We start from the raw sequence: 25,592 nt of genomic DNA on the forward strand, positions 1-25,592 counted from the left end.
CCTCCCTTGCATTCACGTTCGAATGTAAGCTACAAAACGTAGGTTACAAAATGTAGCTTCATGGACGCGAGGGGAACCCACCGTGGAACAGCCGGAATCGGTCCTGATACTGGGCGGTACGGGTCAGGCGGGCTCGGGGGCCGCTGCCCTTCTGCGCCGGTGGCACCCGGCCCTGCCGCTGACGATCGCGGGCCGTGACCTCGAGCGCGCCCGGCGAGTGGCCGACGAACTGGGCACCGCAACGGCCGTGACCACCGATCTGCGACGCGGCGATCTCGGCCTCCCGGCCGCTCCCCGCTACTCCGCGGTGATCGCCGCCCTATGGGACGAACGCTTGCACGCTCTGCGCTACGCGCAGCATCGCGGGCTGCCCTACCTCAGCATCTCCAGCGGCCTGACGGACATCGCGCCGGAGGTCGTCGCGGGCGCCCAACAGGCAGGCGCTACGCCGATCCTGGTGGCCAGCCACTACTGCGCCGGTACCGTCGTCCTCGCGGCACTGCACCGGGCCCGGCAGTTCGACCGGATCCACACCATCCGGATCAGTGCCGTCCTGGACGAACTGGACACCGGCGGGCCCGCGGGAGTAGCCGATCTACAGCGGTGGTCCACCGCCACCTCGGCGGGAATGGTGCGCAGGGACGGCGTCTTCACCTGGATCAACGGACCCGACGCACAGACGGATGTGCGCACTGCCGACGGCACCGTTCTGCCCGGCCAGAGCATCGCCATCCTCGACGTACCAAGTCTCGCCCTCGCGACCAACGCGCCGAACGTCCGCTTCGACTTCGCCGTGGGCACGTCCGCCGGCCGGCGCCGCGGCGAGCCCCCTTCCTTCGAGGTCCGGCTCGACCTCGAAGGAGTACATCAGGGAGGTACACCGATCAGTACGAGCAACTACCTGGTCCACCCGGCAGGGCAGCGCCCCTTGACCGCACTCGGCATCGCCCTGGGCGTCGAGCGCCTGCTCGGATTGCGCGGCGACGCCGTCACGCCGGGCATCCACACTCCTGAGGCGCTGCTCGACCCGGCCTACGCGGTCGAGCGGATGGCCGAGACCGGCGGCGCCTTCATCGACGCACCCGTCAACAGCTGACCTTCACTTCAGAGGATCCCCACCCACCGCAGCAGCAACATTCTGCTGCACACTATGGCCTCCCCGGCCGCCGCCCTTTTGGACCCGGCCTCGCACCCGTCCGGGGTGGGGGCCTCGACGAAACCCACGTCGCTGTCGTGGAAGGTCATCAGGACGGCCGGGGCCCCATGTGCCGTACGAGGTCGGCCAGGCTGTGCTCTCCGGCATCGGCGAAGACCGTGACCTGCCGGCCCTCCGCGAGTGCTTTGGTGTCGTCGATGCCCGTGAACCCGGCTACCCGCAGGAGCTGGTGCAGTTCTCCAGGGGAGTGGGGCAGAGAGCGGGCCCTGGTACGCAAGTTGCACATCAACCTGCACATTGTCATGCACAGAGAATGTGTGAGAGGACGTCAGAAGAGCTCCGACCACACAAGGGGCAGGGATATGGCTACCCGCAGCGGCGCCCGCCCGGAGTGCGTGTGGATCTGCAGCCCGACTGGAGACTTGGCAGTTGCGGCGTCGGAGTTGCTGTCAGTGGGCTCTGCGATCGTGTGCGGCATGGATGAAGTCGTGGATCGGGTCGATGCTCAGGATCGTGTGCTGGGGCCGGTGAGTCGGAGGGACGCCATCCGGGAGGGCTGGCTGCACCGGGTCGCCGTGGTCGTGTGTCACGACCGGCAGGGTCGGATCCTCGTCCACCGGCGTGCTGGGCAGGTGCCCCGGTTCCCGGGGTATTACGAGGTCGGAGTCGGTGGGGCTGTGGGGGCCGGGGAGACCTATGAGCAGGCAGCTGTCCGTGAGTTGGACGAGGAGCTGGGGGTGTCGGCGGCAGTGCGCTTTCGGTTCAAGTTCCTTAACCGGAGCGGGCTGAGCCCTCACTGGCTTTGGGTGTGCGATGCCGTCGTTCCGCAGGCTGTCGTGCCGGACTCGAATGAGGTCGCCTGGCACGGCTGGCTGAGTGAGTCTGACCTGCCGCGGGTCCTTCGGGAGCGGGCTTTCACTCCCGATAGTCCGGAGATTCTGGATCGGTATTTCGCTGGTCGTGCTGGTTGTGGTGGTCGTGCTGGTCGTGCTGGTGGGGCGCCTGTGCAGTGAGTGTGCTCTTGAGCCGGGGCGAGATGAAGGTGTCGGTTGTTCCGCGCGACGCGGTGGGGGCTCGTTGGCGCGATGTCGTGACGTTCAGGGGTGGGGCCCTTGTGGTGTCCAGTACGTCAAGGGGCCTCTCCCAGTGGAGTTGCTGGCCGCCCTGACCGCTGCTGCCTCGGTACCCGGCCGCGTCGTCGACGGACCCGTGGGACAGTTCAGGTCGGCCGTGCCGCCGACGTCGCTCGCTTTCGGCCGTCCTGGTCGCGCAGGCGTCGCCGTTCCAGGGCGTATCCCAGTCCCACGAGCGTCAGTGAGGGGAGGGCGACGGCGGCTTGCGGGAAGAACTGTTTGCCGGGCGGATCGACGGCTCGGGAGCCGGGGTATGCAAGCGCGGAGATCTGCGTGGCCCAGTACAGCGCGGCGGACACGGCCCCGCTGTCCAGAGCGGCCTTGGCGCCGGCCGTGGAATCAGATGGACGCCACAGCTGCAGGAGAGCGGCTCCGGCCAGTCCGGCGCCCAGGCTCATGGTTTGGGCGTTGTGGAATTTGGCGTGCGGTGGCCAGTTCGGATTGTGGATGTGGGTCTCGTTCCAGTCCGCGATGTAGGGCCCCACTCCGGCAATCACGGCCGGAACCGAGATCAGTACCTTGCCGAGGCTGATGCGGCCGGTGAGTCGGTTGGTCATGGCTGGTGCTCCTGCCCTGTGGTGTCGGTAGAACCGGAATCCGTGCCGTGGTCGGTGACCGATGGCGACGTACCAATTATCCCGGCCGCCGCTTGCTCTGCGGTCAGCCGGCGACTCGATCACCGGTTCGGCGTGTAGCCGGTGCGGCCACCGCCTCCGGGCGTGTCCCCGCACCAGCGCCTGAAAGCCGCGTCCAGGGGATTCAACGCTTTTCCCAGCGGTCAACTACCGGCCTGCGGTGCGCGCCGGCCCCGATGGGTGTGCGGGTGAACCGGCGTGTCTGCCGCTGGAAGACCGTCCTCTACGCCTTCGACATCACCTTCGACGGCCGACTCAGCGCAGCACGCCGCTGACTACAACAACGGGCCGCGGAGCATCGCGGTGCCGAACGGCAAGGGGACTCGCTCACCCACGGCCGGCGCCGCGGCACCGGCGTCTGTCCGCAGTCGGCGACAGGGCGGCCGTCGAACAGGCGGGTCTGCAGGACCGGTTGCCCCGTGCTCGCGTGCTCGTCGTGTCCGGCACCGGTGTCGGCGACTCGTGCCGGGCCGGCGATGCGGCGTCGTCAGCCCGTCGCGTTGCGGCGGGCGTAGGCGCGGGCGGCGCGGGCGCGGTCGCCGCAGCGGGTGGAGCACCACTGGCGGCGCCCGTGTCTGACCAGGAAACGGTTGCAGGGCGGGGAGGCGCAGGCGGTCAGGCGGGTGGCGTCGGGGGAGGTGAGCAGGTCGGCGGCGTCGGAGGCGAGGGCGGCGAGGGCGTGTTCGACGATCGCGGTGGTGGGGTGGGGGGTGACGCGGTAGGGGCCGGTCTTCTCGTCCCACAGCAGCAGGGAGGCGGTGGGGACGCGGGTCATCGCGTCGTTGATCGCGGTGACGGCTGCGGGCAGGGCGGGCTGGCCGGCGACACGGGAGGCCAGCAGTGACCTGACCTGTTCGCGCAGCGAGCGCAGTTGCGTCGCGCATACCTCCGCCAGGCCGGTGCCTTCCGGTGCGAGGTCGCGCTGCGCCAGCCACTGCTCGGCTTGCGCCGGGGTGCCCAGCAGGTCGGCCGTGTGCCCGCCGGGCAGGGCGAGGGCGCTGTTGGCCAGGGCCAGGGAGGGGTGCTCCGACTCGCCCGGTGCCGGCGGCAGGGGCGCTTCGTCCATCATCAACTCTTCCACGCTTCTCATGGTACGGGTTGCATTCATCCGTGAGATTTACGTACAGTCGCCTCACGGTTAATCCGCAACCTATCCGTGAGGAACCTTTTTCGTGTCTTCTCCGACCCAGCAGACCGCCCCCTTCCCCGTGCGCGTCTTCGGCGGCCCGACCGCCCTCTTCGAGTACGGCGGCCTGCGCTTTCTCACCGATCCGACATTCGACGGCCCGGGCGATCACCAGGCGCCGGCCGTTGTACTGACCAAGACGGCGGCGGCTGACGGCAGCCCGGCAGACCTCGGCCGCGTCGACGTGGTCCTGCTCTCGCACGACGAGCACGCCGACAACCTCGACACCTCCGGCCGGGCCCTGCTCGCCGACGTTCCGCTGACGCTCACCACCCCCGGCGGCGGGGAGCGTCTCGGCCAGTCGGCCACCGGCCTGGCCGACTGGCAGGCGGTCGAGCTCGAGCGCCGGGACGGCGGGCCCGGCCCGGTCACCGTGACCGGCGTGCCCGCCATCCACGGCCCCGGCCCGCGCGAGGAGGTCGAGCCGATCTGCGGCGAGGTCGTCGGATTCGTCCTGACTGGCGAGGGCCTGCCCACCGTCTACGTCAGCGGCGACAACGCCTCGCTCGACGCGGTCAAGGAGATCGCCGAGCGTTTCGCCCCGGTGGACACGGCCCTCCTGTTCGCCGGTGCACCCCGCTTCCCCGATGTCTTCGACGGCGAGCTGATCGTCCTGGACAGCGCCCGGGCCGCCCGGGCCGCGACCATCCTCGGCGCCGGCCGCGTGGTCCCCGTCCACTACGACAGCTGGGCCCACTTCACCGAGGGCCGCGACGAGCTCGCCGCCGCCTTCGCCGCCGCCGGTCTCACCGACCGCGTCGACTTCGGTACCCGCGGCTGACCCCACCTACGCCGTCCCCGTACGCCGGACAGCCGGGCGCCGGCCGACAGAGACCTGCCGCGACTGTCGGCCGGCGCCCCCGCGCGCCGCACCCCTCGCATCCGAAGGACCGCACGAACATGACCGACCCCATCCGCGGCACCCGCCACGGCTCTGCCCCCGCCCCCCTGTCCGTACTGGACTCCGCCATGACCGGCACCGGCCAGAGCGCCGCCCGGGCACTGGCCGGCAGCATCGACCTCGCCAGGCTCGCCGACCGGCGCGGCTTCACCCGCTACTGGACGAACGAGCACCACGCGATGCCCGGCGTCTCCACCTCCAGCCCGCCCGTCCTGCTGGCCCGGCTCACCGCAGAGACCAGCAGGCTGCGGCTCGGCGCGGGCGGGATCATGCTGCCCAACCATCCGCCGCTTGTCGTCGCCGAACAGTTCGGCATGCTGGACGCCCTCGCCCCCGGCCGCATCGACCTGGGCCTGGGCCGCGCCCCGGGTACCGACCCCGCCACGGCCGCCGCCCTGCGCCGCGGCGCGAGCGACGCCGACGACTTCCCCCGGCAAGTGGCCGATCTGCTGCACTTCCTCGGCGACGATTTCCCCGCCGAGCACCCCTACGCCGACCGCGTGTACGCCGTTCCCGGGGCCGCCCAGGACCGGCTCAACGGCCTTCCGCCGGCCCCCGGGCGCCTGCCGGTGTGGCTGCTCGGCTCCTCCGGCTACTCCGCGCAGCTCGCCGCCCGACTCGGCCTGCCGTTCGCCTTCGCCGCGCACTTCAACCCGCGCGACGTGGTGTCCGCGCTGCGCCTGTACCGCGAGCGGTTCACTCCGTCCGAGGCCCTGTCCGAGCCGTACGCGCTGGTCAGCTTCACTGTCGCGGCATCCGACGACGCGCGTGAGGCCCGCCGCCAGGCCGGCACCCTCGCGCACGCCATGCTCCGCATGTTCCAGCGCAAGTCCTACCTGCTGCCGTCCCCCGAGGAAGTGGACGCCTATCCCTACGACACCTCAGAACGCCAGGCCGTCGACAGCTGGCTGACCCACGTCCCGCACGGCACCCCCCGGCAGGTCACCGCCCACCTCAACCAGGTACAGCGGGACTCCGGCGCCGACGAGCTCATGATCGGCAGCGTCGGTCATTCCATCCAGGCCCGGTTGCGCTCCATCGAGCTGATCGCCGACGCCTACGGCCTGCCCGACAACCCGCGCTGACACTGTACGAACAACCCCCAGCCCGCCTCCGCCCCCCCCCGGTGGCCCCAAGTCCCCGATCTACCGGGAGCTTCCGGGGGATTGTCGTGGCACCGTCCTGGCCTGTCCGCCATCTCCTCCCGGACGTGCCGTACTCCCTCCCGGCCGAGCACCACGTCTTCGTGGGCTCCCTGCGCGACCTGCTCGCGGCACCGCTTCTCGCCGCGGACACTCACGAGGCGGCCCTCGCCCGCGGCATGAGCCTGGTCGCCGCGGCCGACGCCCTCGCCGTGGCCACCCCCCCTCTATCAGGCCGCCTACTCCGACCCGCCCAAGACCTTCCTCAACCTGCTGCCCCAGCACGTGTTCACCGGCTCGCCCTCGACTTCTCCCTGCGGCCGGTCCTCACGTGCTCGGCGCCCGGGTCACCCAAGGCCGGTTCGCCCTGGACCGGCACGTCACGACCGCCCCCGGACTGCACGACGGCCCTCGATCACGACGACGAGCGGCAACCGGCCCGTGCCACCGGCCAGTTCACCCCCGTTCTCCCCATCCCGTGCACACCTGACCGCCGCCTGGCGACCACCAGACCGCCCCGCCCGGGGAAGCCGTCGCCCCGGCCCCCCCGGCAGCCCGAAAGGACGCACCACATGGCCCAGCCCTCGCGTGCTTCCATCCGCACCCCGCCCACCGCCGCCCTGGCACCCGCCATATCCGCGGTACAAAAGCGCACCCTGACCGTGCTGCTCGTCTCCCAGGTCCTCAGCGGGGCCGGCCTCGCCGCCGGTGTCACCGTCGCCGGCCTGCTCGCCGGGCAGATGCTCCACAACACCTCCCTGTCCGGACTGCCCATCGCACTGCTCACCGCGGGCTCCGCCAGCGCCGCCCTCGTCATCGGACGCCTCTCCCAACGCCACGGCCGCCGCCCCGGCCTGGCCGCCGGATATCTCACCGGCGCCCTCGGCGGTGTCGGCGTCGTCGTCGCGGCCGCACTCGACAGTCCCGTGCTGCTGTTCGCCTCCCTCTTCCTCTACGGCGCCGGCACCGCTTCCAACCTCCAGGCCCGCTACGCAGGAGCCGACCTCGCCGCACCCCATCAACGCGCCCGCGCCACCTCCACCGTCATCGTCGCCACCACCGCCGGCGGCATCGCCGGCCCCCTGCTCACCACCCCCGCCGGACACCTCGCGACCACGCTCCACCTGCCCGGCCTGACCGGTCTGTTCCTCCTGGCCACGGCCGCGTTCACGCTGGCCGCACTCACCCTCCTCCTATGGCTGCGCCCCGACCCGCTGGTACTCGCCCGTACCCTGCCGCCGGCCCCGGAAGAGAGCGCATCCGCGGACGCACCCTCCCGGTCGGGCCCCGGCCTGCTCGTCGGCGTGATGGTCCTCGTCCTCAGCCAGCTCGTCATGGTCGCAGTGATGACCATGACCCCCGTCCACATGCACGCCCACGGCTTCAACACCGCGGCATCCGGCCTGGTCATCGCCGTGCACACCGGTTCCATGTATCTGCCGTCGCCCCTGGCCGGCCGCCTCGTCGACCGATTCGGCGCGACCGCAATGAGCCTGGTGACGGCCGGGATCCTGCTCGCCGCGGGAGTAGTCGCCGCCCTCGCACCCGGCCACTCCCTCGTCCTGATTACCCTCGCCCTCGTCCTGCTGGGCGTCGGCTGGAACTTCGGCCTGGTCACCGGCACCGCGATCGTCACCAACAGCACGCCTCTTGCCTCTCGCGCCAAGGTCCAGGGACTGGTGGACGTCGCCGTCGCCGTCGCGGGCGCCGTCGGCGGACTGGCCTCCGGGATCGTCGTCGCCGCCACCAGTTACCCGATCCTCGCCGTCCTTTGCGGCGCTCTCGCCTTCGCGGCGGCGCCTGCGGCCATCGTCGCCGCCCGCAAAAGCTCCGCGCGCGCCTGACCGAGACGTAGTCGGGGCAAGACCGCAACGCGAGCAAGACGTGCCGCGCTCCCGGCGGGAGTCGCGGGCGCGGCACGTCTTGCTCGACCGTCTGGGAGTGCTGTCGGAGTGCGGGCTAGCGGCGCTTCACCGTCGGTCGGCGCCGGCGCCGGCGCTCGCAGCGGGCTGTACGGGGTGGCCGCCGCCGGGGGCTTGTCGTTCGGCCAGCAGCCTTTTGCGATGGCTTCTGCGGCGGAGGGCGGTGACGAGGGCGATGGTGGCGCCGATGCTGACTCCGAGTACCGGGAGAAGGACAGCGACCATCAGCCAGCCCCCGAAGGTGACGAAGCCTCCCGGGTCCCCGATGGCATATCGAGAGGGACCTTGGGAGGTGCAAGTGATCGTGTACTTGCCAGTCTGCGGCACATCGATGGTGTACAGCGGGTTCCAGGTCTCCTCACGGGTGAGGAACACATCGATTCCCGGGTCGGCGAGACCGGGCTCGCCCGGACCGGTGATGCCGCACGCCTGGTCGGATGACGGGCCCCGATCCCTGATCCAGATCGCCTTCTGGTGTCCCGGGTCGAGCCGCAGAGTGAGGGTGTCGCCGTCGGCGAACTGGTTGCCCGTATCCACCGCGTCGATCGCGTTGCTGAACCGGTGCACCCCGATGGCTATGCCCAGCACGGACAGAACGATGGCGATCGCGGCCGCCGTTGCATACCAGTGACGGCGGGGGCGGAGTTCGTTCGCCGATATCCGCGGCAACGGGGAGGGCTGCATCGACACACTCTAGATCGAGCCGCCGCCGAGTCGTTCGGCGGCGGGGTCAATGCATCGCGCCTGCGTGCCGGCACCGGATGGCTACGTGTTCACCACGCCCACCGGCCGCCCGCTCTCCCCGGGCCTCCGGGCGAAGGTGCTGATCGACATGCTCCCTCTTCCTTCGTCCGGGCCGTACGAGCTGCCGGGGTGGGTGACCGTTCGGGGAACGGTCACCGTGACCGGTGCCGGTGCGCGAATGGTCAGGCGCCGGGCTCCTCCTGGAGGGCACGCACCTCGATCTTGCTGCGCAGCGCCCGCGAAGCCTGCTTGGTCCATTCGATCGCGACGTCATCGTTCTCGGCCTCGATGATCCAGAAGCCGCCGAGGTACTCATCGGCCTTGACGAACGGGCCCGGCGTGAGCACGGGGCTGTCTCCGGAGTAGTCCACCGTGGTCGCGCTCGACGGCGGCTGCAGACCTCCGGCGGTCACGAACGCGCCCGCCTCCTGAATGGCGGTGTTGAACGCGCCGACCGCGGCGATGACCTCCTGCAGTTCCGCGGGATCCATGCTCTCCATCGTCGGCTCCTCGGCGGAGTCGTGCGGAAGGCTCAGGAAGTACTTCGTCATGGTCGTCTCCTCGTCGTACGGCCGGCAGCCGATGGCCGCTGCCTGGATGACCGAAACGTTAGGCGGGGCTCACCGCCGGCGAATCAGTCATCGTGACTGGTGTCCGGGAAACCGACGACCGGCGTCGGCCACCCGTCGGTCACCGGACGAGGTGGGCCAACTCGGCGCGCGCGGTGACGCCGAGCTTCGGGTACGCCTTGTAGAGGTGGTGCCCGACGGTCCGAGGGCTCAGGAAGAGCTGTGCCGCGATCTCCTTGTTGGTGCGACCGTCCGCGGCCAGCCGTACGACTTGCAGTTCCTGCGGGGTCAACAGAGTGAGCGGGCCGCCGGGCTGAGGCTCGTCGCCGCGCTCGCCGAAGGCGGCCAGCTCGCCGCGTGCCCGCTCGGCCCAGAGCTGCGCGCCGAGGCGCTCGAACGCGGACACCGCCGCCGCGAGATGGCCGCGGGCCTCGGCGCGGCGACGGCGGCGACGCAGCCACTCGCCGTAGACCAGCTGGGTGCGGGCGTGCTCGTAGGGGCCGCCCTGCTGCTCGTGGAGCCGCAGGGCGCGGGCGTACAGCGGATCGGCGTCGCCGTCGTCGGCCAGCAGGGCCCGGCACCGCAGGGCGAGTCCGGTGGCGAGGGGGCGGTCGACGTGCTCAGCCCAGTGCCCAAAGGCCGCCAGTGGTCCGTGGGCGCGATCCGGCATGCCGCCGCGCACGGCTGCTTCCACCAGGTCCGGCACCGCCCGCACCAGGAGGTCGCGGCTCGCGGGTCCCAGGCACACTTGCTCGAGCCGGTCGAGCGCGTCCCCGAACCGCCGGGCGGAAAGGTCGAGCATCCCGAGACCCCAGGCCGCGATCTCGGCATTGACCCGGTGCCGGGTGCGGGCTCGCGGGAGCACCTCCTCGGCGAGAGCCCGGCAGCGTGTCTCGTCACCCGACACGGCGTGCAACCAGACCTCCACCGACCGGTGGGCCAGGCTCTCGGTCGTATTCCCGAGTTCGTCGCTCACCGATACGCCTTCCGCCACACACGCGCGGGCGTCCGCGAACTCACCGCGCAACAGCCGCGCCACGGCAAGGACGTTCAGGGTGTACGGGACCCACCCCAGCGCCCCGGTGGCCCGCACCACGGCCAGCATGTCTTCGGTCTCGGCGATGACGCCGTCCTCGTCGGCGATCATGAGCCCGCCGAACCCGGCGGTGATGCGATGCATCAGGTCGTGCCCGTCACCGCGGGTGGCGGTGTGGAGGTCGCGCATCGGGCCGACGGCCAGCTTGGGACGTCCGGTGAAAAGCTCCGCCCACCCGAGAAGGGCGGCGACAACGGGCTCCCAGTGCTCGGGCGGGCTGAACCCGCGCATCAGATCCGCCGCACGTTGCAGGACGTCGTGCGCCGCCCCGTGCCGGGCGGCGTGCGCAGCCTCGTAGAGCGTGAGCGCGGCGCGCTCCGGATCGGTGTCGCGCACCAACGCGGCGGCCTCGAGGGTCAGTTCCGCGTCGGCCCGCGGCGAGGTGCGTTCGTACTCCACGGCGCCGCGGGTATAGATGGCATCGGCCCGGACGCCGGTGTCGGTGGTGAGCGCGAGCGCTTCGGCCGCAAGGCGGGCGGCGCGGTCGGCCTTGCCCGCGTCGAACGCGGCCTGGCTGGCCCGGGCGATACGCCTGGCCTTGAGCTCCCGGTCGGCACTGAGCCGGCCGGCGCGTTCGTAGGCGGCGCACACGGCCATCGCGCCGCCTCGGTGCCAGGCCCGCTCCGCCACGCCTTCGAGTTCGGCGGCCACCGCCTCGTCGGGTTGGGTGGTGGCAGCGGCGAGGTGCCAGGCCCGGCGGTCGGCATCGGCGTCCGTGCGCAGCGCCTCGGCGTACGCGCGATGTACCTCGATCCGCCGGTGCAGCGGCGCGTCCTGGTAGGCGGCTGCCCGTACCAGGGGGTGGCGGAACGTGATCCGGCCGTCGATCCGCACCAGCCGGTCGCGTTCGGCGGGCGCCAGGTCGTCGGCTGCGCCGCCGAGAGCTTCGATCACGTGCAGGATCGTCGCAAGGGGCGCCGCCGTGTCGGCTGCCGCCGCCAGAAGCGCGCGTTGGGCGGGGGCGGGAAGCTCCACGATCTGGTGGCGGAATGCCTCCTGTACGCGGCGGGTCACCGGCAGCGGGCCGACCTGCTCGGCCGGGTCGAACTCGTCGACATCGCGGGCCGCGAGCCGCGACGCCCCGAGCTCGATGATCGCCAGGGGATTGCCGCCGGACTCCGCGAGCACCCTGGTCCGCATCCGTTCGGCCAGTTGTGGTGCGTGGCCGTCGAGCAGCAGGGCGGCATCGGGCGCGGCGAGGCCGGACAGATCCAGGACCTCGACGCCCGCGATCACGGATGACACCGACGTCTCGCGCACCGCGAACAGCACCGCGATCGGATCGGCCACGAAACGGCGGGCCGCGAATAACAGCGCCTCCACGGAACCCTGGTCGAGCCATTGCAGGTCATCGACCACGCACAGCAGCGGGCCGTCCTCGGCCAGATCGGCGAGCAACGACAGGGTGCCGGCGGAGATCAGGAATCGGTTGGCGTCATCTCCCTCGGCCAGGCCGAAAGCGCAACGCAGCGCCGTCGCCTGGGGAGCGGGCAGCGCGTCCAACCGATCCAGGTGCGGAAACAAGAGCTGGTGCAGGCCGCCGTACGCCAGCTCGTAGTCGGACTCGATTCCGGCCCCGCGGATCACCTGCATGCCCTCTGCTTCGGCGATCGACACGGCGTGCTCGAGAAGGACCGATTTCCCGATCCCCGGTGCGCCCCGCAGCCCCAGCGCCCCGCTGCGTGCGTCGCGCGCATCCGCCAGCAGGCGCTGCACCCGCGCCTGCTCGTCGTCTCTCCCCACCAGTGACATGCGGGCACCCTAGTCGGCGGCTGCGAACCGGGTCGCCGCGGCACCCCCTCCGCGGCTGCTGCGGCGGGCCATGAGGTCGGTCATCGCGAGTTGAAGCATGGCTTCCGAACGGTGCGGACGGGTTTCGTAGGGGGATTACGGTGAACGCCCTGTAGCCCAGCGGGCGTTGGACGGGGTGCACGTCGATGCCGAGGCGGGCGCCGCGGTCGATGGCGGTGGTGCGGTAGCGCGCGCCCCGCACATGGGGGCGTGGCCCGCTTCGATCTTCGCCTCGCCCATCCCCGCACTCGGGACACGCGGGTATCGGCTATACGCAGCGGCCTCCTGTCCGTCAGCTCGGCCGGGCGGGCTGGGTAGGCTGCGCTCGTGGGACACGGGGGCGTTTTGAGCCCGATGGGGGCAAGAGCCGCCGGGTGTCCGTGTGTTCAGGAACAGCACGCCGGGATGAGACGGGGACCTGATGGCCACGATTCACGTAACGGTATGGGATAAGACCGGCGGCGAAGGCACCCCCGTGGTCTTCGCCCACAGCATTTTCACCTGGGGCAGCGATGCGGCGTACGGCTTCGCGGCCCAGCGACCGCTGGCCGACCACTACCGCCTGCTGCTGGCGGACCGCCGGGGCTACGGCGCCAGCCCCGACACCGACCGCAGCGACTTCGACACCGACGCCGACGACCTGGTGGAACTGCTGGAGCGGCAGGACACAGGGGCGCACGTGGTCGGCCACGGCAACGGCGGCCTGGCGGCCATGCTCGCCGCCGGGCGCCGCCCCGACCTCGTACGGTCCCTGACGTTGATTCAGCCCTCCGCGTTCTCCGCGGCCGCCGGTCACCCGGTGGTCGAGGCCATGCTGGAGCGGGTACGCGACAGCGCGGGTGTGCCGGATTCGGTGACGCCGGAGCAGTACCTGCGCGCCTCGACGGAGGGCATGGACATGCCCATGCCCGACCCCACTCCGCAGCGCCTTCGTGCCGTGGCCACGTCGATGCGCGAACGTCCCGTGTGGGAAGCGATCGTGCCCCTGAAACCGCTGCAGAACGCGCCATGGCCGACGCTGGTGATCTGCGGAACCTGGCAGGACGCGCCGGAGACGTACCGCAGGTATGCGGGAGAGCCGCTGATCGCCTGCGCCGAATCCGTGGCCGACGCCGTCGATGCCCGCCTGCTGCGCGTCCCCGGCTACTACCCGCACACCCAGCAACCCGCCGCCGTCAACGCTGCCTTGCGCGAACTGTGGGGTTCCTGCCGCTAACCAGCTGTGGCAGACGGTCAGACCCAGGCGGGTCCTAGTCGACGGGCCACACGCCCTCCCTGTACCTCGGATTCGGGTACTGGTCCGGGTGCAGGCACTCCCAGGTGTCGGGGCCCACGATCCCGTCCGCAGTGATCCCGCAGGCTCGCTGGATGCGGTGCATCGCCGAGTAGGTTTCCGTTCCGAAGTACCCGTCCTGGTTGATCAGTTTCCGGCCGCCGTGCAGGCTGTTCTGGGTGTTCCACAGACACTGAGCGTGTTTGACGGCGGAGGAGTAGCTGTCGCTGCGGGACAGTTCAGGGTGGCTCCCGCTGTAGGGGCACGTTCCCGCCGCCGCCTGCGCGGGACCGGGGTTCACCTCGGCTGCCGCCGGGACGCCGACCGCCAAAGTACCCAGCGTCAGGATGGTGATTGCGGCTGCGGAAAGACGGCCGCTTATCGTTCTGTGCCTCACAGGTTGCCCCCTCCTTCGTGAGCCATGGCGGCCGCAGCACAAGCGGATCTACGCATTCCATCCCCCTTTACTGGTGTGCGCCGAAATGGCGCAACGGTCAGTCGGACCGAGATCGCTCCCGGGTGACGCAGACTGTAGGAAGGGCTGTGGTGGCGGGCAATGCGCACGGTGCGCAGTTGCGGGGTTCGGGCTGTTCACAGTGCACGGTCGGCGTGTTGCGCGAGACCGGGAGCAGGTGGGTGAGAACTTTGCCCGCTCGCCGCTAAGCAGGTTGCTCTACCAAGCCTCGTGCCGCCTGGCCCACCATTCGGCGTATGCCGAGTTGTCTTTATTGCCGGATTTCGTGAAGTCCCGCTTACATAGACCCCATGAGCCAGACGGGTGAACGAGAACGTCCACAGTTCGAACTACGCTGCGGAGGACTGCACTTGGTCATACAGCGCGTCCCCGGATGGGTGCTGGCACTCCTCGCCACAGCGGCGGGGAGCGGGCTTACGTCGTGGCTGACGACCCGGTGACAGTCCGCGCGGGGAAGCCCTCGGCGGTCTCGGCCAAGGGGAAGCCGTGGCGGCGGGGTTGAACGTTGCCGCACCCGGCGCAGTGGGCGCCACCGCAGGCGCCGATCAGAGCACGGAGCCGAGTGGCCGTTCGATGGTGCCTTCGTTGCAGCTGCGGCGTACAGAGTCTGGTCGGCCGAAGCGGCCGGCGGCGGGTTCGGCCCAGACTTCGGGGTCGGACTGCTCATCGGGTTCAGGCGACAGTCTCCCCGTTCTGCGTTCAGATCCTTCCGGACGGGGGAGGATGGGGCGGATCATCACATGAATCTGGGGGAGAGCATGCTCGCGCTCGTATTGTCGGTCCTTGTTGTGCTGGTTATCGGTGGTTGCGTCTGTGTCTATTGGGATGCTCGGGGGGACGCTCCTCGTTGGGCGCGTGGTGTAGCCAGGGTGACGTTGCTAGGCAGTGATCTGGCCCGCAGCGCAGGCCGGGGTTCTCGCTCACAGCAGGGGCGCGGGGGCGAGTAGGCGCGTCGGTGAACGCCCCGCCCGGAGACTACGGCCGGGCCGGGCTGCATCGCGGACAGCGGCACGAAGCCGCACATGCGCGCGCACGTGAAGACCATCAGGCCATCGTCCCGCTGCACGCCCTGCCCTGCCCCTGCTGCGGACGTTCCTGCGCGCGGTGCGTCGGGAACTCGGGGACCTCGCGGATCTCGGGGGCCTCGGGGCCTCAACGCGTCAGCTGCCCCGAAGGCCGACCGCCAGGGTCAGTTCAAGAACCCGGTGTGGCGTTGCGAGGTCCGGAAACAGCTCCCGCAGCTGCGACATCCGGTATCGGACTGTCTGGGGATGGACGAACAACGCCGCCGCCACCTCGTCCCGCCTGCCCTGGTGCAGCAGCCACTCCCGCAACGTCTCCTCCAGTCGCCGTGCGGTTGCGGCAGGCAAGGTCCGCAGCGGTGCGAGGGCTCGGGTACGCAGGTCTGCGAGCGCGTCCGCGTCGGCGCTCAGCACCAGCTCGGGCAGGTGGTCCTCGGTGTCGCGAATGTCAGAGCAGAGGGAGCGTGCGCGTACGGCGCGTGCGTACGAGGCGGACGCACGAGTCCATGGCCGGGCCGGGCCGACCACGGCGATGCGCTCGGTCAGCTTCCGCAAGAGATGTGATCGGTCGGCATCGGGGACGAGCAACACACCGGTTGCATCCGGCAGATCGTCGAGGACGAGAGTGCTCGGGTCGAGCGTGCGGTAGGCGGGCCGGGCCTGGGCGGCGGGCAGCAGGACCGCGGTCAGCGACACCGGAGGCTGCCACCCGGCTCGTTGAGCAGAGGCCAGCAGTACGTCCGGGCTCGCGCCGGCGAGGAGGTCGCGGGCCAGATGTTCCAGGTGGCGCTCGTGGGCCCTGCCCTGGGCGGCCAGTTCGTCGGCGTGGCCCGCGGCGCTCGCGGCGGAGAGCTCGTCGATGTAGGCGAAGGTCAACTCGGCGAACTTGGCGACCTCGGCGGCGGGCAGACCTGCGGGTACGGCACCCGCTGCCAGGCATCGCCAGGCCACCCGGGCGCCGACGCGGTAGGCGCTGAGCAGGGCGTCCATCGAACGGCCGTCGCGCACCTCGCCGCGGCCCAGCTCGTAGGCTGCGTCGCCGCCGTCGCCGCCCGTGGCGTTCCCGCTCGCGAGATCCAGATAGTGCCCGAGGGCGGTGCGCACGGCTCGGCGGATGGTGGCGCCCATATGGCCCGAGAGGGCGTTGGCGTAGGAAGGGACCTCGTCGATGATCGCCTGGACGACCTCGTCGGCGGTGGCCCTCAGCGCGGCCCGAAGTGCTGTGACCGTCGTCTCATCCAGGTCCAGTTCACTGGCCCTGCGAATCACATGGCTCACTTTTTATTCCCTGCGAACAATTTAGCCGACCAGATTTACGTCCTGCGGTCAGGACTTTACGCCCTGAGGCGCAGCAAGCTGAAGTCATGACGAGTACAGCCCTCCGCAGCAGGGCGTGGAAACTACTGGAGATGGTCACGACGCCGCTGCTGCCGTCGGACTACCTCGACCTGGTCAGCCCGCTGCGTGCCGGCGCCGACCTGCGCGGGCGCATCGAGGCCGTGCACCCCGAGACGGGTGACGCCGCGACCATCGTGATCAAGCCGGGCCGGGGCTGGCGCGGCCACACGGCCGGTCAGTACGTGCGGCTCGGGATCGATGTCGACGGGGTGCGCCTGTGGCGTGCCTACTCCATCACCTCGCCGACCAACCGCTACCGCCAGGACGGCCGCATCACGATCACCGTGAAGGCGATCCCGGACGGCAAGGTCAGCAACCACCTGGTCCGAAGGGCGAGACCGGGCACGCTGATCCATCTCGACCAGCCGACCGGTGACTTCGTCCTGCCGCAGGCCAAGCCCGCCAAGGTGCTCTACCTAACCGCCGGCAGCGGCATCACGCCCGTGATGGGCATGCTGCGCGACACCGAGTTCGACGACGTCGTCATGATCCACAGCGCTCCGCAGCCGCACGACGTGATCTTCCGCGACGAACTGCACGACCTGGTCACGGACAAGAAGCTGCGGCTGACCGAGGTGCACACCGACACGGACGGCATGCTCGACATCGCCCGCCTCGACGAACTCGTGCCCGACTGGACCGAGCGCGAGACCTGGGCCTGCGGTCCCGCGGGCCTGCTCGACGCCGCCGAAAAGCACTGGGCCGACTACGGCGTCCAAGAGCGACTGCACACCGAACGCTTCCGCCCCAGCGTCGTCGTCACCGGCGACGGCGGCGAGGTCACGTTCAGCGCCACCGGCAAGACCGTCGACGCGGACGGCGCCACGCCGCTCCTCGACATCGGTGAGGAAGCAGGCGTCCTCATGCCCTCCGGGTGCCGCATGGGCATCTGCTTCGGCTGCGTCACGCCGCTCAAGACGGGCGCCGTCCGCGACCTGCGCACCGGCGAGATCACCGAGGCCGAGCCCGGCGTCCTCATCCAGACCTGCGTGTCCGCCGCGGCGGGCCCCTGCGACATCGAACGGTAGGAGCACCGTGACCGCCATCGACCCCACCGCCCATCTGACCGCGGAGCAGATCGAGGAGCTCGGCCGCGAGCTGGACGCGATCCGCGACGAGGTGATCGCCGACCGCGGCGAGAAAGACGCCGCGTACATCCGTAAGGTCATCAAGGCGCAGCGCACGCTGGAACTGGCCAGCAGGGGCGTGCTGCTCTTCTCGATCTTCCCGCCCGCGTGGCTGCTCGGCACCGCCGGCCTGTCCGTGGCGAAGATCATGGACAACATGGAGATCGGCCACAACATCCTGCACGGCCAGTGGGACTGGATGCGGGACCCGAAGATCCACTCCACCACCTGGGAGTGGGACCACGTCTCGCCGTCCGAACAGTGGAAGCACTCGCACAACGAGCTGCACCACACGTACACCAACGTGATCGGCAAGGACAACGACCTCGGCTACGGCATCATGCGCGTCGACGAGGACCAGAAGTGGCATCCGTTCCACCTCGGCCAGCCGCTGTGGAACTTCCTCAACGCCTGCTTCTTCGAGTACGGCATCGCGGCGTACGACCTGGAACTGGGCAAGAACCTCAGCAAGGCGCGCCGCAAGAAGCCGGAGTTCCGCGCGCGGGCCAAGGCCGTCGGCCGCAAGATCCGCAAGCAGGTGCTCAAGGACTACGTGATCCACCCGCTCCTTTCGGGCCCGTCGTTCCTGCCCACGCTCGGCGCCACGTTCACCGCGAACCTGGTCCGCAACCTCTGGACCCACTCGGTGATCATGTGCGGGCACTTCCCCGAGGGCGTGCAGGTCTTCGAGCGGCGGTCGATCAACGGCGAGACACGAGGCCAGTGGTACCTGCGCCAGATGATGGGCTCGGCGAACATCAGCGGCAGCAAGGCCATGCACTTCATGACCGGCAACCTGTCGCACCAGATCGAGCACCACCTGTTCCCGGACCTGCCGAGCAACCGGTACGCCGAGGTCGCGGTGAAGGTGCGCGCGCTGTTCGAGAAGTACGAGCTGGAGTACGTCACCGGCCCGCTGCCCAAGCAGGTGTTCTCCGCCTGGCACAAGGTCTTCCGGCTCTCGCTGCCGAACAAGAAGCCCGTGGTCAAGACGCCGGAGCGCGAACAGGAGCTCGTCGCGGCCTGATTCTGGGTATGGGTTCGGATCCTTCGTCCGTCGCGGCGCCACCGGGCATGGCTTGGGTGAGATCCGTGGCGGACGGGTTCACGTTCGGCGCTGTCCGCAGGGCGTCGTCGAACTTCCCGTCCATGTTCTGGAAGAACTCCAGCAGGTCACGGGCCCCGGGGGCCGGAGGGCTTGTTTCCTACCGACGCCCCAGCGAGGGCTCGTGACTGCTATCAGCCGGGCCGGTTCGAATGGTGGAGTCGGTAATTGGAACTGTCCGAAACACCTCAGCCATTGCGGACTCATGAGGTGAACTCATCGGCCGGGCCGAGCGGGTTGGCGGCCTCAGTCTGCCGGGCGATCGCCTCGTAGTACTCCAGCTCGTGGACGATCACCGGCACGATTCGGCCGACAGATCTTTCGATGACGCCGGCGGTATGGAGGGTTCGGGCGAGCCGGCAGCAGGTCTGGTGGAAGCGGGCCTCGATCTGCGCGGCGAGCGGCCCGATGGCTGAATCCCAGGCGGCGAGGTCAATCGGCTCCTCGTACCAAAGTCCGAGTTCGGTGATCCACTCCTGTCGAGCGATGGCCCCGCCGGGATCGCTGGTCAGGTCGCCGACGACAGCCAGTTGGTTCTGGATCCAGAAAGCGTAGTTCCAGCGGGCTTCTGCCTGGTCAAAGGAGTAGCCCGCCCGTCACAGGTGCAGTCACTTTGTGGAGGGCACCCGCGCATCCGTCGCAGGCGGCTCCGTGGCAGGAGTTGCCTTGTCCATCTCGGCTGCATCCATGTCGACCGCGCAGCCTTCCGGGATCTTCTCGCTGGAAGTCGCGCAGGCCGACGGATCAGCGTCGGGGACGCCCCTGTTCACCTGGCGCTGGCCATCGCCCTGTTCGTCCGAGGTCGCTGTGCCCGAAGTCGGGTTGCCGTCCGAGGACGACGAGCAGGCCGCCGAGCCCATCACAGTGGCCAGGATCAGAACCGCCGATGCGGCAGCAGTGCGAGTACGCATGAAAGTCCCCCCAACACGGACGCGGAGTGTCCGGCCCGTCAGTCGATCATCAACCATGCCACCTTGAGTCGTGCAGCTGGCGTGGGAAATGTGAAGAGATCGCATGCCTGCTTGACGCGTACGCGGCTAGAGAAAGCGTCTGACGGCCGTGCGGGACGGCTTCGGCGAGCGGTCACAGTAGCCGCGCGTCGACGTCGCGCCGTACCGCCGATGCCCGGAGCGGAGCAGTTCGCGCAAGCTGCCTGATCTGCAGGCACAGGGACGCTCCTTGGCAGTCGGCAGCTGGTGACCGCCGTTTGCGGCTTGTGGCGCTGTGCCATCGGTTGGGACCATCTGCGCATGTTCGAGTTGCTCCCCGGAGTCGGTCTCCGGCTCCCTGGCCGTGCCGGCACTCTCCGCTTCGGCATGGACGAGCACACCGCCCGGTGGGCCGTCGCCACTGTCGCGGATGTTCGCGATGGTTGGGTCTGCGGCGCCCGCTGGGCCCTCGGGGCGCAGTACCAGGGCCTGACGCTCGACGCCTACGGCGACACCACCGACCCGCGCGGCCGGCACCAGGACGCCCCCGGCCTGGCCGCCATCGGTCTCACCCGCGGCCCCTCCACGCTCACCGGGCCGTCGGCCTGCCCGGTTGTCCTGCGCGGCATCGACCTCTTCGGCTACCCGACCGCCGAGGTTTCCGAAGCCCTCAGCGAGGGCCTGCCCCCGACGCTCCGGCTCAGCGGCGACGGTCTCTACCTGACCGCCGTTTCGGTCCGCGCGGAACCCGTACCTGTCGAGAGCTGATCACGACGGCGAGCCGGATCGACGGGACCGAGCACACCGCCGGCGTCCTCGCCCGGACCCCGACTACCATGACGCGGGCCCCGGTGAGTGAGGCTCCTACCGACCGGGGCGGGTGGTCGGTGATGAAGCCGTATCAGGCCTGCGCGTGGGCCTGCCCCCGGGTGGCTGTACAAGGGCCGTTACCGGGGGCCGGGTTGCAGCAGTAGGTTGTGCCGATGACCGAATCCCTGCCGCCCGGCGGCGTTGTGCTCGATGTGGAGGAACTGGAGGCCCGCTGGGCGGTTGCCTGGCGTCCGGAACAAGTCGCGGAGCGGTTGGGCGGCATCGGTGCGCCCTGGTGCGTCGCGGCGGGGTGGGCGCTGGACCTGTTCCGCGGAGAACAGTCGCGGCCGCACGGAGATCTGGAGATCGCGGTGCCTGCGGCGGGGTTCCCGGCGATTCGGCACCGTTTCCCCGAGTGCGTGTTTGACGCTGTGGGCTCGGGGCGGGTCTGGCCGGCGGCGGGAGCCGAGACACTGGCGGCCACGCACCAGACCTGGCTGCGGGACCCGGAAAGCGATCACTTCCTGTTTGACGTCTTCCGTGAGCCGCATGAGGGAGGGACCTGGATCTGCCGGCGGGACGAGAGGTTGCGGCTGCCGTACGACGCGATCATCGAACAGACCGCGGACGGGATCCCTTACTTGGTACCGGAGTTGGTGCTGCTGTTCAAGGCCAAGGCCCAACGGCCCAAGGATCAGACGGATTTCGAGGGGGTGTTGCCGCTGCTGGATCAACCGCGGCGGAATCTCCTTCGCGGATACCTGGAGCTCGTCCACCCGGGACATCCGTGGATGGCAGAGCTGGCAGGGTGAGTGGTGCGGAGCCACGGAGTTCGCGTAGCGGACGGCGGTGACGGCGCTCATGCCGAAGACGGCGGCCAGGTGCAAGGGTCCGGGCCCCCGGTCGGCCGGCGTCAGTACGTCGATGAACACCGCGTTGATGTGCACCGCGTCAATGACACCGCGGTGGTGCCATCGGATAGGTCCAGGTCCTGGCTACCGCCGGAGAAGATGTCGCTGACCGACCTATGATGCGATCCCGGCCCTCCACCTGCTTGGAGAAGACGCATGACGGATGCGAGCACCGGCAAAGTGGTCGTGAACAGGGTGATGTCCCTCGATGGGTTCATCGCCGGTCCCGGCCATACGATGGACTGGATCTTCGAGCACATGACGTCGGCGACGTTCCCGGAGGTCATGGCGGCCACGGGCGCCATGCTCATCGGACGGGGTACGTACGACGTAGGCAAGCGTATGTCCGAGGAGAACACCGGCTATGACGGCGGGGCGCAGTTCGTCCTCACCCACCGTCCGCCCGACGAGCCGGACCCCAACGTCACCTTCCTCACCTGCGACGTCGCAGAAGCCGTGGCCACGGCACGCCGGGCCGCAGGCGACCAGAACCTGGAGATCCTCGGCGCCGACGTGGCCGCCCAGTGCCTGCAGCGCGGCCTCGTCGACGAGATCCTGGTGTACGTGCTGCCGGTGCTGCTCGGCGACGGCGTCCGCTTCGCGCCGCCGGGCCTCGACCGGATCGACCTGGAACCGTTCAGCAACGTCCAGTCGGGCGGAGTCACCATGCTGCGCTTCCACGTGCGCAAGTAGGCACGGTCGCAACTACTGGCCTGCTGTGGGCTTCCAAGGCGATCGACGCGTACGGGCGCGCGGTCGAGGACCACCTGCGGGCCCGTGCAGTTGCAGGCTCAGATTCCGTACTGGCCAGTGCGGACGCAATTGCCGCCCCAGGGTCAACCACCGGCTCGCCTCGCAGGCCGTGCGTGGTTGCTTCCGGGAGCCCTGTTGGCTGGGGGGCGTACGCCAAGTTGCCCGGGCCGGGTAGCGGGTTGGGCGTATTGACGGTTTGTGGTGGCAGGGGAAGCGTGGGATCCGGAACACGCGGGGGTGCGCCGGGGGGCGCGTCCATGGTTCGCGGATGGGCTGAGCGCGCGTTCTGTGCAGGAGCCCGGCCGTAGCGGTTGGCCGGTGCACCTGGAACGTCGGGTGCCGGGTGAGGCAGGGACGTCCTGGTTTTCGGCCGCCGGCGTGGAATGGGGCGTGAAGTGACCGGATTCCACGATGTCACCGAGCATGCGGTAATGGGACCGGATGTCGCGCAGGGGGCTGCGGCTCCGTCGTGGCCCGAGGGCGGTTACACGCTGCACCGGTACGGGCGGATCAGCATCGGGGCCTTGCCCGGGGGCCCCGCCGGCGATCTGCGCGGGCCGGAACCCGGCGGTAAGGACGCTCTCACCGAGGCCGAGGCACTGGGTCTGGCGGCGCTGCGGCTGCGGGAGTCGGATGCGTACCGGACGGCCAAGGAGAAGCGGCCACGCGCCGGTGAGAGCTGGGACATGCGGGGCTGCCTCGCGGCGGTGGGTCCACTCCCGGATTCCGGTGTGCTGAGCGCGGATGTCCAGCCGCATTCGACGAACAGTGAGTATCTGGAGGGCAGCGTCGCGGTCGGCATCGTCTTCGTGCAGGGGCCGACGGCCGACCTCCAGTTCACTGAGGACGAGGTGATCAAGGCCGTTGCCGAAGTGCAGGGCGGCCTGGGCTTCTTCACCACGGCCAACCCGGTCGCGGGCATCAGCTTCGCCTACGACATCCAGAACGTGGCCCTGACCGTGTCCCCGGACTCGTCCCTGCCGCCGGACGCGGATGCCGAGACGCTGGAGGCCGTCTGGCGCGATCCGACGCTGGCGTCGCTCGGCCACAAGGCCGACGCGAGCGGGGTTCGCTCCTACATCGAGGCCATCCGCAAAAGCTTCAGCACCCGCTGGGCGTACTGCGTCTTCTTCGCCAGGTACCCGCTCTACAGCTCTGCCTACGCGACCGCGGATCGCACTCACGTGGTGATGGACTATGACAACGGCGCCTACGGGCCGGACAACATCGACACTGTCTTCGCCCATGAAACCGGGCACGTCTTCGGCTGCCCCGACGAGTACGCGTCGGCAGTGCCTCCCTGCGACTGCGGCGGCTCCCACGGACGCTACGGCCTCGTCAACGGCAACTGCGAGACGTGCGCGGGCCGCGGCGGCGCCGACTGCCTCATGAAGTCCAACATCCTCACGCTGTGCCAGTACACCCCCGGCCACCTCGGCTGGTCCCCGCGCCTGCTGCTGCGCGACTACGGCTACGAGAAGGGGGGTTACCGGACCGAACGGCACGTGCGGACCATGGCGCGCGTGACGGCAAACAGGCGGCCGGCCATCTTCGGCTTCGCCGAGGACGGCGTATATCTGTCCCCGGGCCAGCCCGGCGGACGCTTCGGGACCCCGCGACGCGTCGTGACCGAACTCGGCTACGAGACCGGCTGGCGCGTGGAGAAGCACCCCCGCTTCCTGGCGGACGTGACCAGCAGCAGCGGTGACGACATTGTCGGCTTCGGCGATCAGGGTGTGTGGACCGCGCTGGCCGTCGGGGACGGGACGTTCAAGGAGGCGAAGTTCGTGCTCGCCGAATTCGGTTACGAGAGGGGCTGGCGGGTGGAGAAGCATCCGCGCTTCTTGGCGGACATCACCGGCGACGGTACGGCGGACATTGTCGGCTTCGGCGATCAGGGCGTGTGGACCGCGTTGTCGAACGGGGACGGAACGTTCAAGGAGGCGAAGTTCATGATCGCCGAACTGGGCTACGAGACGGGCTGGCGGGTGGAGAAGCATCCGCGCTTCTTGGCGGACATCACCGGCGACGGTACGGCGGACATTGTCGGCTTCGGCGATCAGGGCGTGTGGACCGCGTTGTCCAACGGGGACGGGACATTCAAGGAGGCCAAGTTCGTCCTCGCCGACCTCGGTTACGAGTCCGGGTGGCGCGTGGAGAGGCACCCGCGCCTCATGGCGACCATCACCCTTGACCCGGGGGCGGACATCGTCGCCTTCGGTGACCACGGTGTATGGAGCGCGGTCTCCAACGGCGACGGCTCCTTCCGGAAACCCAAGTTCGTCGTGAACCAGTTCGGCTACGTCGCCGGAGGCTGGCGGGTCGACAAGCACCCCCGTCTCCTGGCGGACACCACCGGTGACAGAGGCCTGGCCGACATCGTCGGGTTCGGTGCCGAAGGCGTCTGGATGGCCCGGTCGCTCGATGACGGCGAATTCGACACACCGGGGCTGGTCAGGCCGCAGTTCGGGTACAGCGCAGGAGGCTGGCGGGTCGACAAACACCCCCGACTCCTGGCGGACACCACCGGGAGCGGAAAGGCGGACATCGTCGGGTTCGGCAACGACGGCGTGTTCGTCGCCCGCATGTGACGCGGCACGTGACGCGGCACGCGGCACCTGTCTCCAGGGCCGTGGCATCCAGGAGAGCTGGCAGCGACTTCGGTCTGGCCGGATACGTGCGCACTACCGTGACGGTTTATGGCAGCTACTGCGAGGGTTTACTGAATCTGCCACCCATGGGTTGATTTGTTCCGAGTCGGGGCTCCGTAGGTTCTCGTCCAGGAAATTCGCGCCGGAAAGGCCGGTGCGAACGGACCGGAACACGGGGAGAAACATGCTGAGTCTGCAGAGGGCTGGCATCGCCGCATCAGCGGTTCTTGCCGGACTGGCCGCGACTGTCTTGCCCGTTGGTGCTGCCGCGGCTCAGGACAGTCCTGGCGGCCGCCAGAGTGTGGGGCAGCAGTTGTCGGCTCAGGCCGGCGACGGTTGGGGCTACATGAAGTTCGCGCACTCCGGGAAGTGCGCCGACCTGCCGGGGTGGAACACCGGGAACGGCGTACAGCTCGATCAGTGGTCGTGTGCTTCGCAGGGAAATCTCTGGTGGGGGTTCTACGGGGCCAGCGACGGCACGGTCCAGGTCAGGAACTACCACAGTCAGAAGTGCATGAACGTCAAGGGCGGGAGCACCGCCAACGGGGCCAAGGTCGTACAGTGGCCGTGCAACGAGCAGGCGAACGGGCTGTGGTACGCGGAAAGGTTCTCGGACGGCACGTACCGGCTGAAGAACAAGAAGAGCGGGAAGTGCCTGAACGTTGAAGGCGCCAGCAGGGGCAACGGCGCTGATCTCGTGCAGTGGCCGTGCAGCACAGCCGGCAACAACCGCTTCGCGTTCATCGACTGACCCCTGGCTGGGTTGAGGGTTCATTTTGCTGCGTCACCGTTGCTGCGTCGGCCGACGCAGCAACGGTGACGCAGCGTGGCCATGAACGTAGGCGCGGACACGTTCAAAGGCA

General features: G+C 69.6%; 22 protein-coding genes. 13 read left to right on the forward strand and 9 right to left on the reverse strand.

All coding sequences use genetic code 11. From position 1 onward, the window contains the following. The first annotated feature begins 82 nt into the window (after positions 1 to 82). Positions 83 to 1,096, forward strand: coding sequence for a Rossmann-fold NAD(P)-binding domain-containing protein (locus IE226_RS36340; protein ID WP_190085759.1), 1,014 nt, complete (start codon positions 83 to 85; stop codon positions 1,094 to 1,096). Positions 1,097 to 1,244: 148 nt separating this feature from the next. On the opposite strand, the gene IE226_RS36345 is transcribed toward IE226_RS36340, so the two are convergent. Beyond that, complete coding sequence (locus IE226_RS36345; protein WP_190085760.1) at positions 1,245 to 1,442, reverse strand: hypothetical protein; 198 nt, start codon at positions 1,440 to 1,442, stop codon at positions 1,245 to 1,247. Positions 1,443 to 1,578: 136 nt separating this feature from the next. Here IE226_RS36345 and IE226_RS36350 point away from each other — a divergent pair, with 136 nt between their 5' ends. Next, positions 1,579 to 2,169 (forward strand): NUDIX domain-containing protein, encoded by a 591-nt coding sequence (locus IE226_RS36350; RefSeq protein ID WP_190085811.1) that lies wholly within the window; start codon positions 1,579 to 1,581, stop codon positions 2,167 to 2,169. A gap of 206 nt (positions 2,170 to 2,375) precedes the next feature. Here the strand turns inward: IE226_RS36350 and IE226_RS36355 are convergent, their stop codons facing one another. Then, positions 2,376 to 2,846, reverse strand: a complete 471-nt coding sequence (locus IE226_RS36355) for a DUF6640 family protein (protein WP_190085761.1) — start codon at positions 2,844 to 2,846, stop codon at positions 2,376 to 2,378. 565 nt (positions 2,847 to 3,411) lie between these two features. Then, the gene (locus IE226_RS36360) at positions 3,412 to 4,014 is read right to left on the reverse strand and encodes a CGNR zinc finger domain-containing protein (RefSeq protein WP_190085762.1); all 603 of its coding nucleotides are present in this window, start codon (positions 4,012 to 4,014) and stop codon (positions 3,412 to 3,414) included. 82 nt (positions 4,015 to 4,096) lie between these two features. On the opposite strand from IE226_RS36360, the gene IE226_RS36365 reads away from it, so the two are divergent. The 3 genes from IE226_RS36365 (at position 4,097) to IE226_RS36375 (ending at position 7,997) form a co-directional block, all read left to right on the forward strand. Beyond that, positions 4,097 to 4,891 carry an MBL fold metallo-hydrolase gene (locus IE226_RS36365; protein ID WP_190085763.1) on the forward strand — a complete coding sequence of 265 codons (795 nt, stop codon included), beginning with the start codon at positions 4,097 to 4,099 and terminating at the stop codon, positions 4,889 to 4,891. Between the two features lie 119 nt (positions 4,892 to 5,010). Next, positions 5,011 to 6,096: an LLM class flavin-dependent oxidoreductase gene (locus IE226_RS36370; protein ID WP_190085764.1), complete on the forward strand. Its 1,086-nt coding sequence runs from the start codon at positions 5,011 to 5,013 to the stop codon at positions 6,094 to 6,096. Between the two features lie 629 nt (positions 6,097 to 6,725). After that, positions 6,726 to 7,997, forward strand: a complete 1,272-nt coding sequence (locus tag IE226_RS36375) for an MFS transporter (protein WP_190085765.1) — start codon at positions 6,726 to 6,728, stop codon at positions 7,995 to 7,997. 126 nt (positions 7,998 to 8,123) lie between these two features. On the opposite strand, the gene IE226_RS36380 is transcribed toward IE226_RS36375, so the two are convergent. The 3 genes from IE226_RS36380 to IE226_RS36390 all read right to left on the reverse strand — a co-directional run bounded on the left by IE226_RS36380 (position 8,124) and on the right by IE226_RS36390 (position 12,236). After that, entirely contained in the window at positions 8,124 to 8,759 is a 636-nt protein-coding gene (locus tag IE226_RS36380) for a hypothetical protein (protein WP_190085766.1), read from the reverse strand. Positions 8,760 to 9,001: 242 nt separating this feature from the next. Next, complete coding sequence (locus IE226_RS36385) at positions 9,002 to 9,370, reverse strand: YciI family protein (RefSeq protein WP_190085767.1); 369 nt, start codon at positions 9,368 to 9,370, stop codon at positions 9,002 to 9,004. Positions 9,371 to 9,509: 139 nt separating this feature from the next. Then, positions 9,510 to 12,236: a helix-turn-helix transcriptional regulator gene (locus IE226_RS36390; RefSeq protein WP_190085768.1), complete on the reverse strand. Its 2,727-nt coding sequence runs from the start codon at positions 12,234 to 12,236 to the stop codon at positions 9,510 to 9,512. Between the two features lie 460 nt (positions 12,237 to 12,696). Here IE226_RS36390 and IE226_RS36395 point away from each other — a divergent pair, with 460 nt between their 5' ends. Then, positions 12,697 to 13,491, forward strand: a complete 795-nt coding sequence (locus IE226_RS36395) for an alpha/beta fold hydrolase (RefSeq protein WP_190085769.1) — start codon at positions 12,697 to 12,699, stop codon at positions 13,489 to 13,491. A 34-nt stretch (positions 13,492 to 13,525) separates the two neighbouring features. On the opposite strand, the gene IE226_RS36400 is transcribed toward IE226_RS36395, so the two are convergent. Both IE226_RS36400 and IE226_RS36405 read right to left on the reverse strand, forming a co-directional pair. Continuing rightward, the gene (locus tag IE226_RS36400) at positions 13,526 to 13,945 is read right to left on the reverse strand and encodes a peptidoglycan-binding domain-containing protein (protein ID WP_190085770.1); all 420 of its coding nucleotides are present in this window, start codon (positions 13,943 to 13,945) and stop codon (positions 13,526 to 13,528) included. Between the two features lie 1,238 nt (positions 13,946 to 15,183). Beyond that, entirely contained in the window at positions 15,184 to 16,323 is a 1,140-nt protein-coding gene (locus IE226_RS36405) for a PucR family transcriptional regulator (protein WP_190085771.1), read from the reverse strand. Between the two features lie 86 nt (positions 16,324 to 16,409). On the opposite strand from IE226_RS36405, the gene IE226_RS36410 reads away from it, so the two are divergent. Together IE226_RS36410 and IE226_RS36415 are read left to right on the forward strand one after the other, a co-directional pair. Next, a complete protein-coding gene (locus tag IE226_RS36410) occupies positions 16,410 to 17,471 on the forward strand; it encodes a ferredoxin reductase (RefSeq protein WP_190085772.1) in 1,062 nt (353 codons plus the stop codon). Positions 17,472 to 17,478: 7 nt separating this feature from the next. After that, positions 17,479 to 18,597, forward strand: a complete 1,119-nt coding sequence (locus tag IE226_RS36415) for a fatty acid desaturase family protein (protein ID WP_190085773.1) — start codon at positions 17,479 to 17,481, stop codon at positions 18,595 to 18,597. Positions 18,598 to 19,283: 686 nt separating this feature from the next. Here IE226_RS36415 and IE226_RS36420 read toward each other — a convergent pair. Then, positions 19,284 to 19,586, reverse strand: a complete 303-nt coding sequence (locus tag IE226_RS36420) for a hypothetical protein (RefSeq protein ID WP_190085774.1) — start codon at positions 19,584 to 19,586, stop codon at positions 19,284 to 19,286. Positions 19,587 to 19,925: 339 nt separating this feature from the next. Between IE226_RS36420 and IE226_RS36425 the strand changes: the two genes are divergently transcribed. The 5 genes from IE226_RS36425 to IE226_RS36445 all read left to right on the forward strand — a co-directional run bounded on the left by IE226_RS36425 (position 19,926) and on the right by IE226_RS36445 (position 25,480). Then, entirely contained in the window at positions 19,926 to 20,372 is a 447-nt protein-coding gene (locus tag IE226_RS36425; protein ID WP_190085775.1) for a hypothetical protein, read from the forward strand. A 215-nt stretch (positions 20,373 to 20,587) separates the two neighbouring features. Then, positions 20,588 to 21,226 carry a nucleotidyltransferase domain-containing protein gene (locus tag IE226_RS36430; protein ID WP_190085776.1) on the forward strand — a complete coding sequence of 213 codons (639 nt, stop codon included), beginning with the start codon at positions 20,588 to 20,590 and terminating at the stop codon, positions 21,224 to 21,226. A gap of 255 nt (positions 21,227 to 21,481) precedes the next feature. Further along, positions 21,482 to 22,018, forward strand: coding sequence for a dihydrofolate reductase family protein (locus IE226_RS36435; RefSeq protein WP_190085777.1), 537 nt, complete (start codon positions 21,482 to 21,484; stop codon positions 22,016 to 22,018). 491 nt (positions 22,019 to 22,509) lie between these two features. After that, positions 22,510 to 24,669 carry a VCBS repeat-containing protein gene (locus tag IE226_RS36440; protein ID WP_190085778.1) on the forward strand — a complete coding sequence of 720 codons (2,160 nt, stop codon included), beginning with the start codon at positions 22,510 to 22,512 and terminating at the stop codon, positions 24,667 to 24,669. 244 nt (positions 24,670 to 24,913) lie between these two features. After that, positions 24,914 to 25,480: an RICIN domain-containing protein gene (locus tag IE226_RS36445; protein WP_190085779.1), complete on the forward strand. Its 567-nt coding sequence runs from the start codon at positions 24,914 to 24,916 to the stop codon at positions 25,478 to 25,480. The last annotated feature ends 112 nt before the right edge of the window (positions 25,481 to 25,592 follow it).

The organism is Streptomyces longisporoflavus (genome assembly GCF_014649775.1).
GTDB lineage: Bacteria > Actinomycetota > Actinomycetes > Streptomycetales > Streptomycetaceae > Streptomyces > Streptomyces longisporoflavus.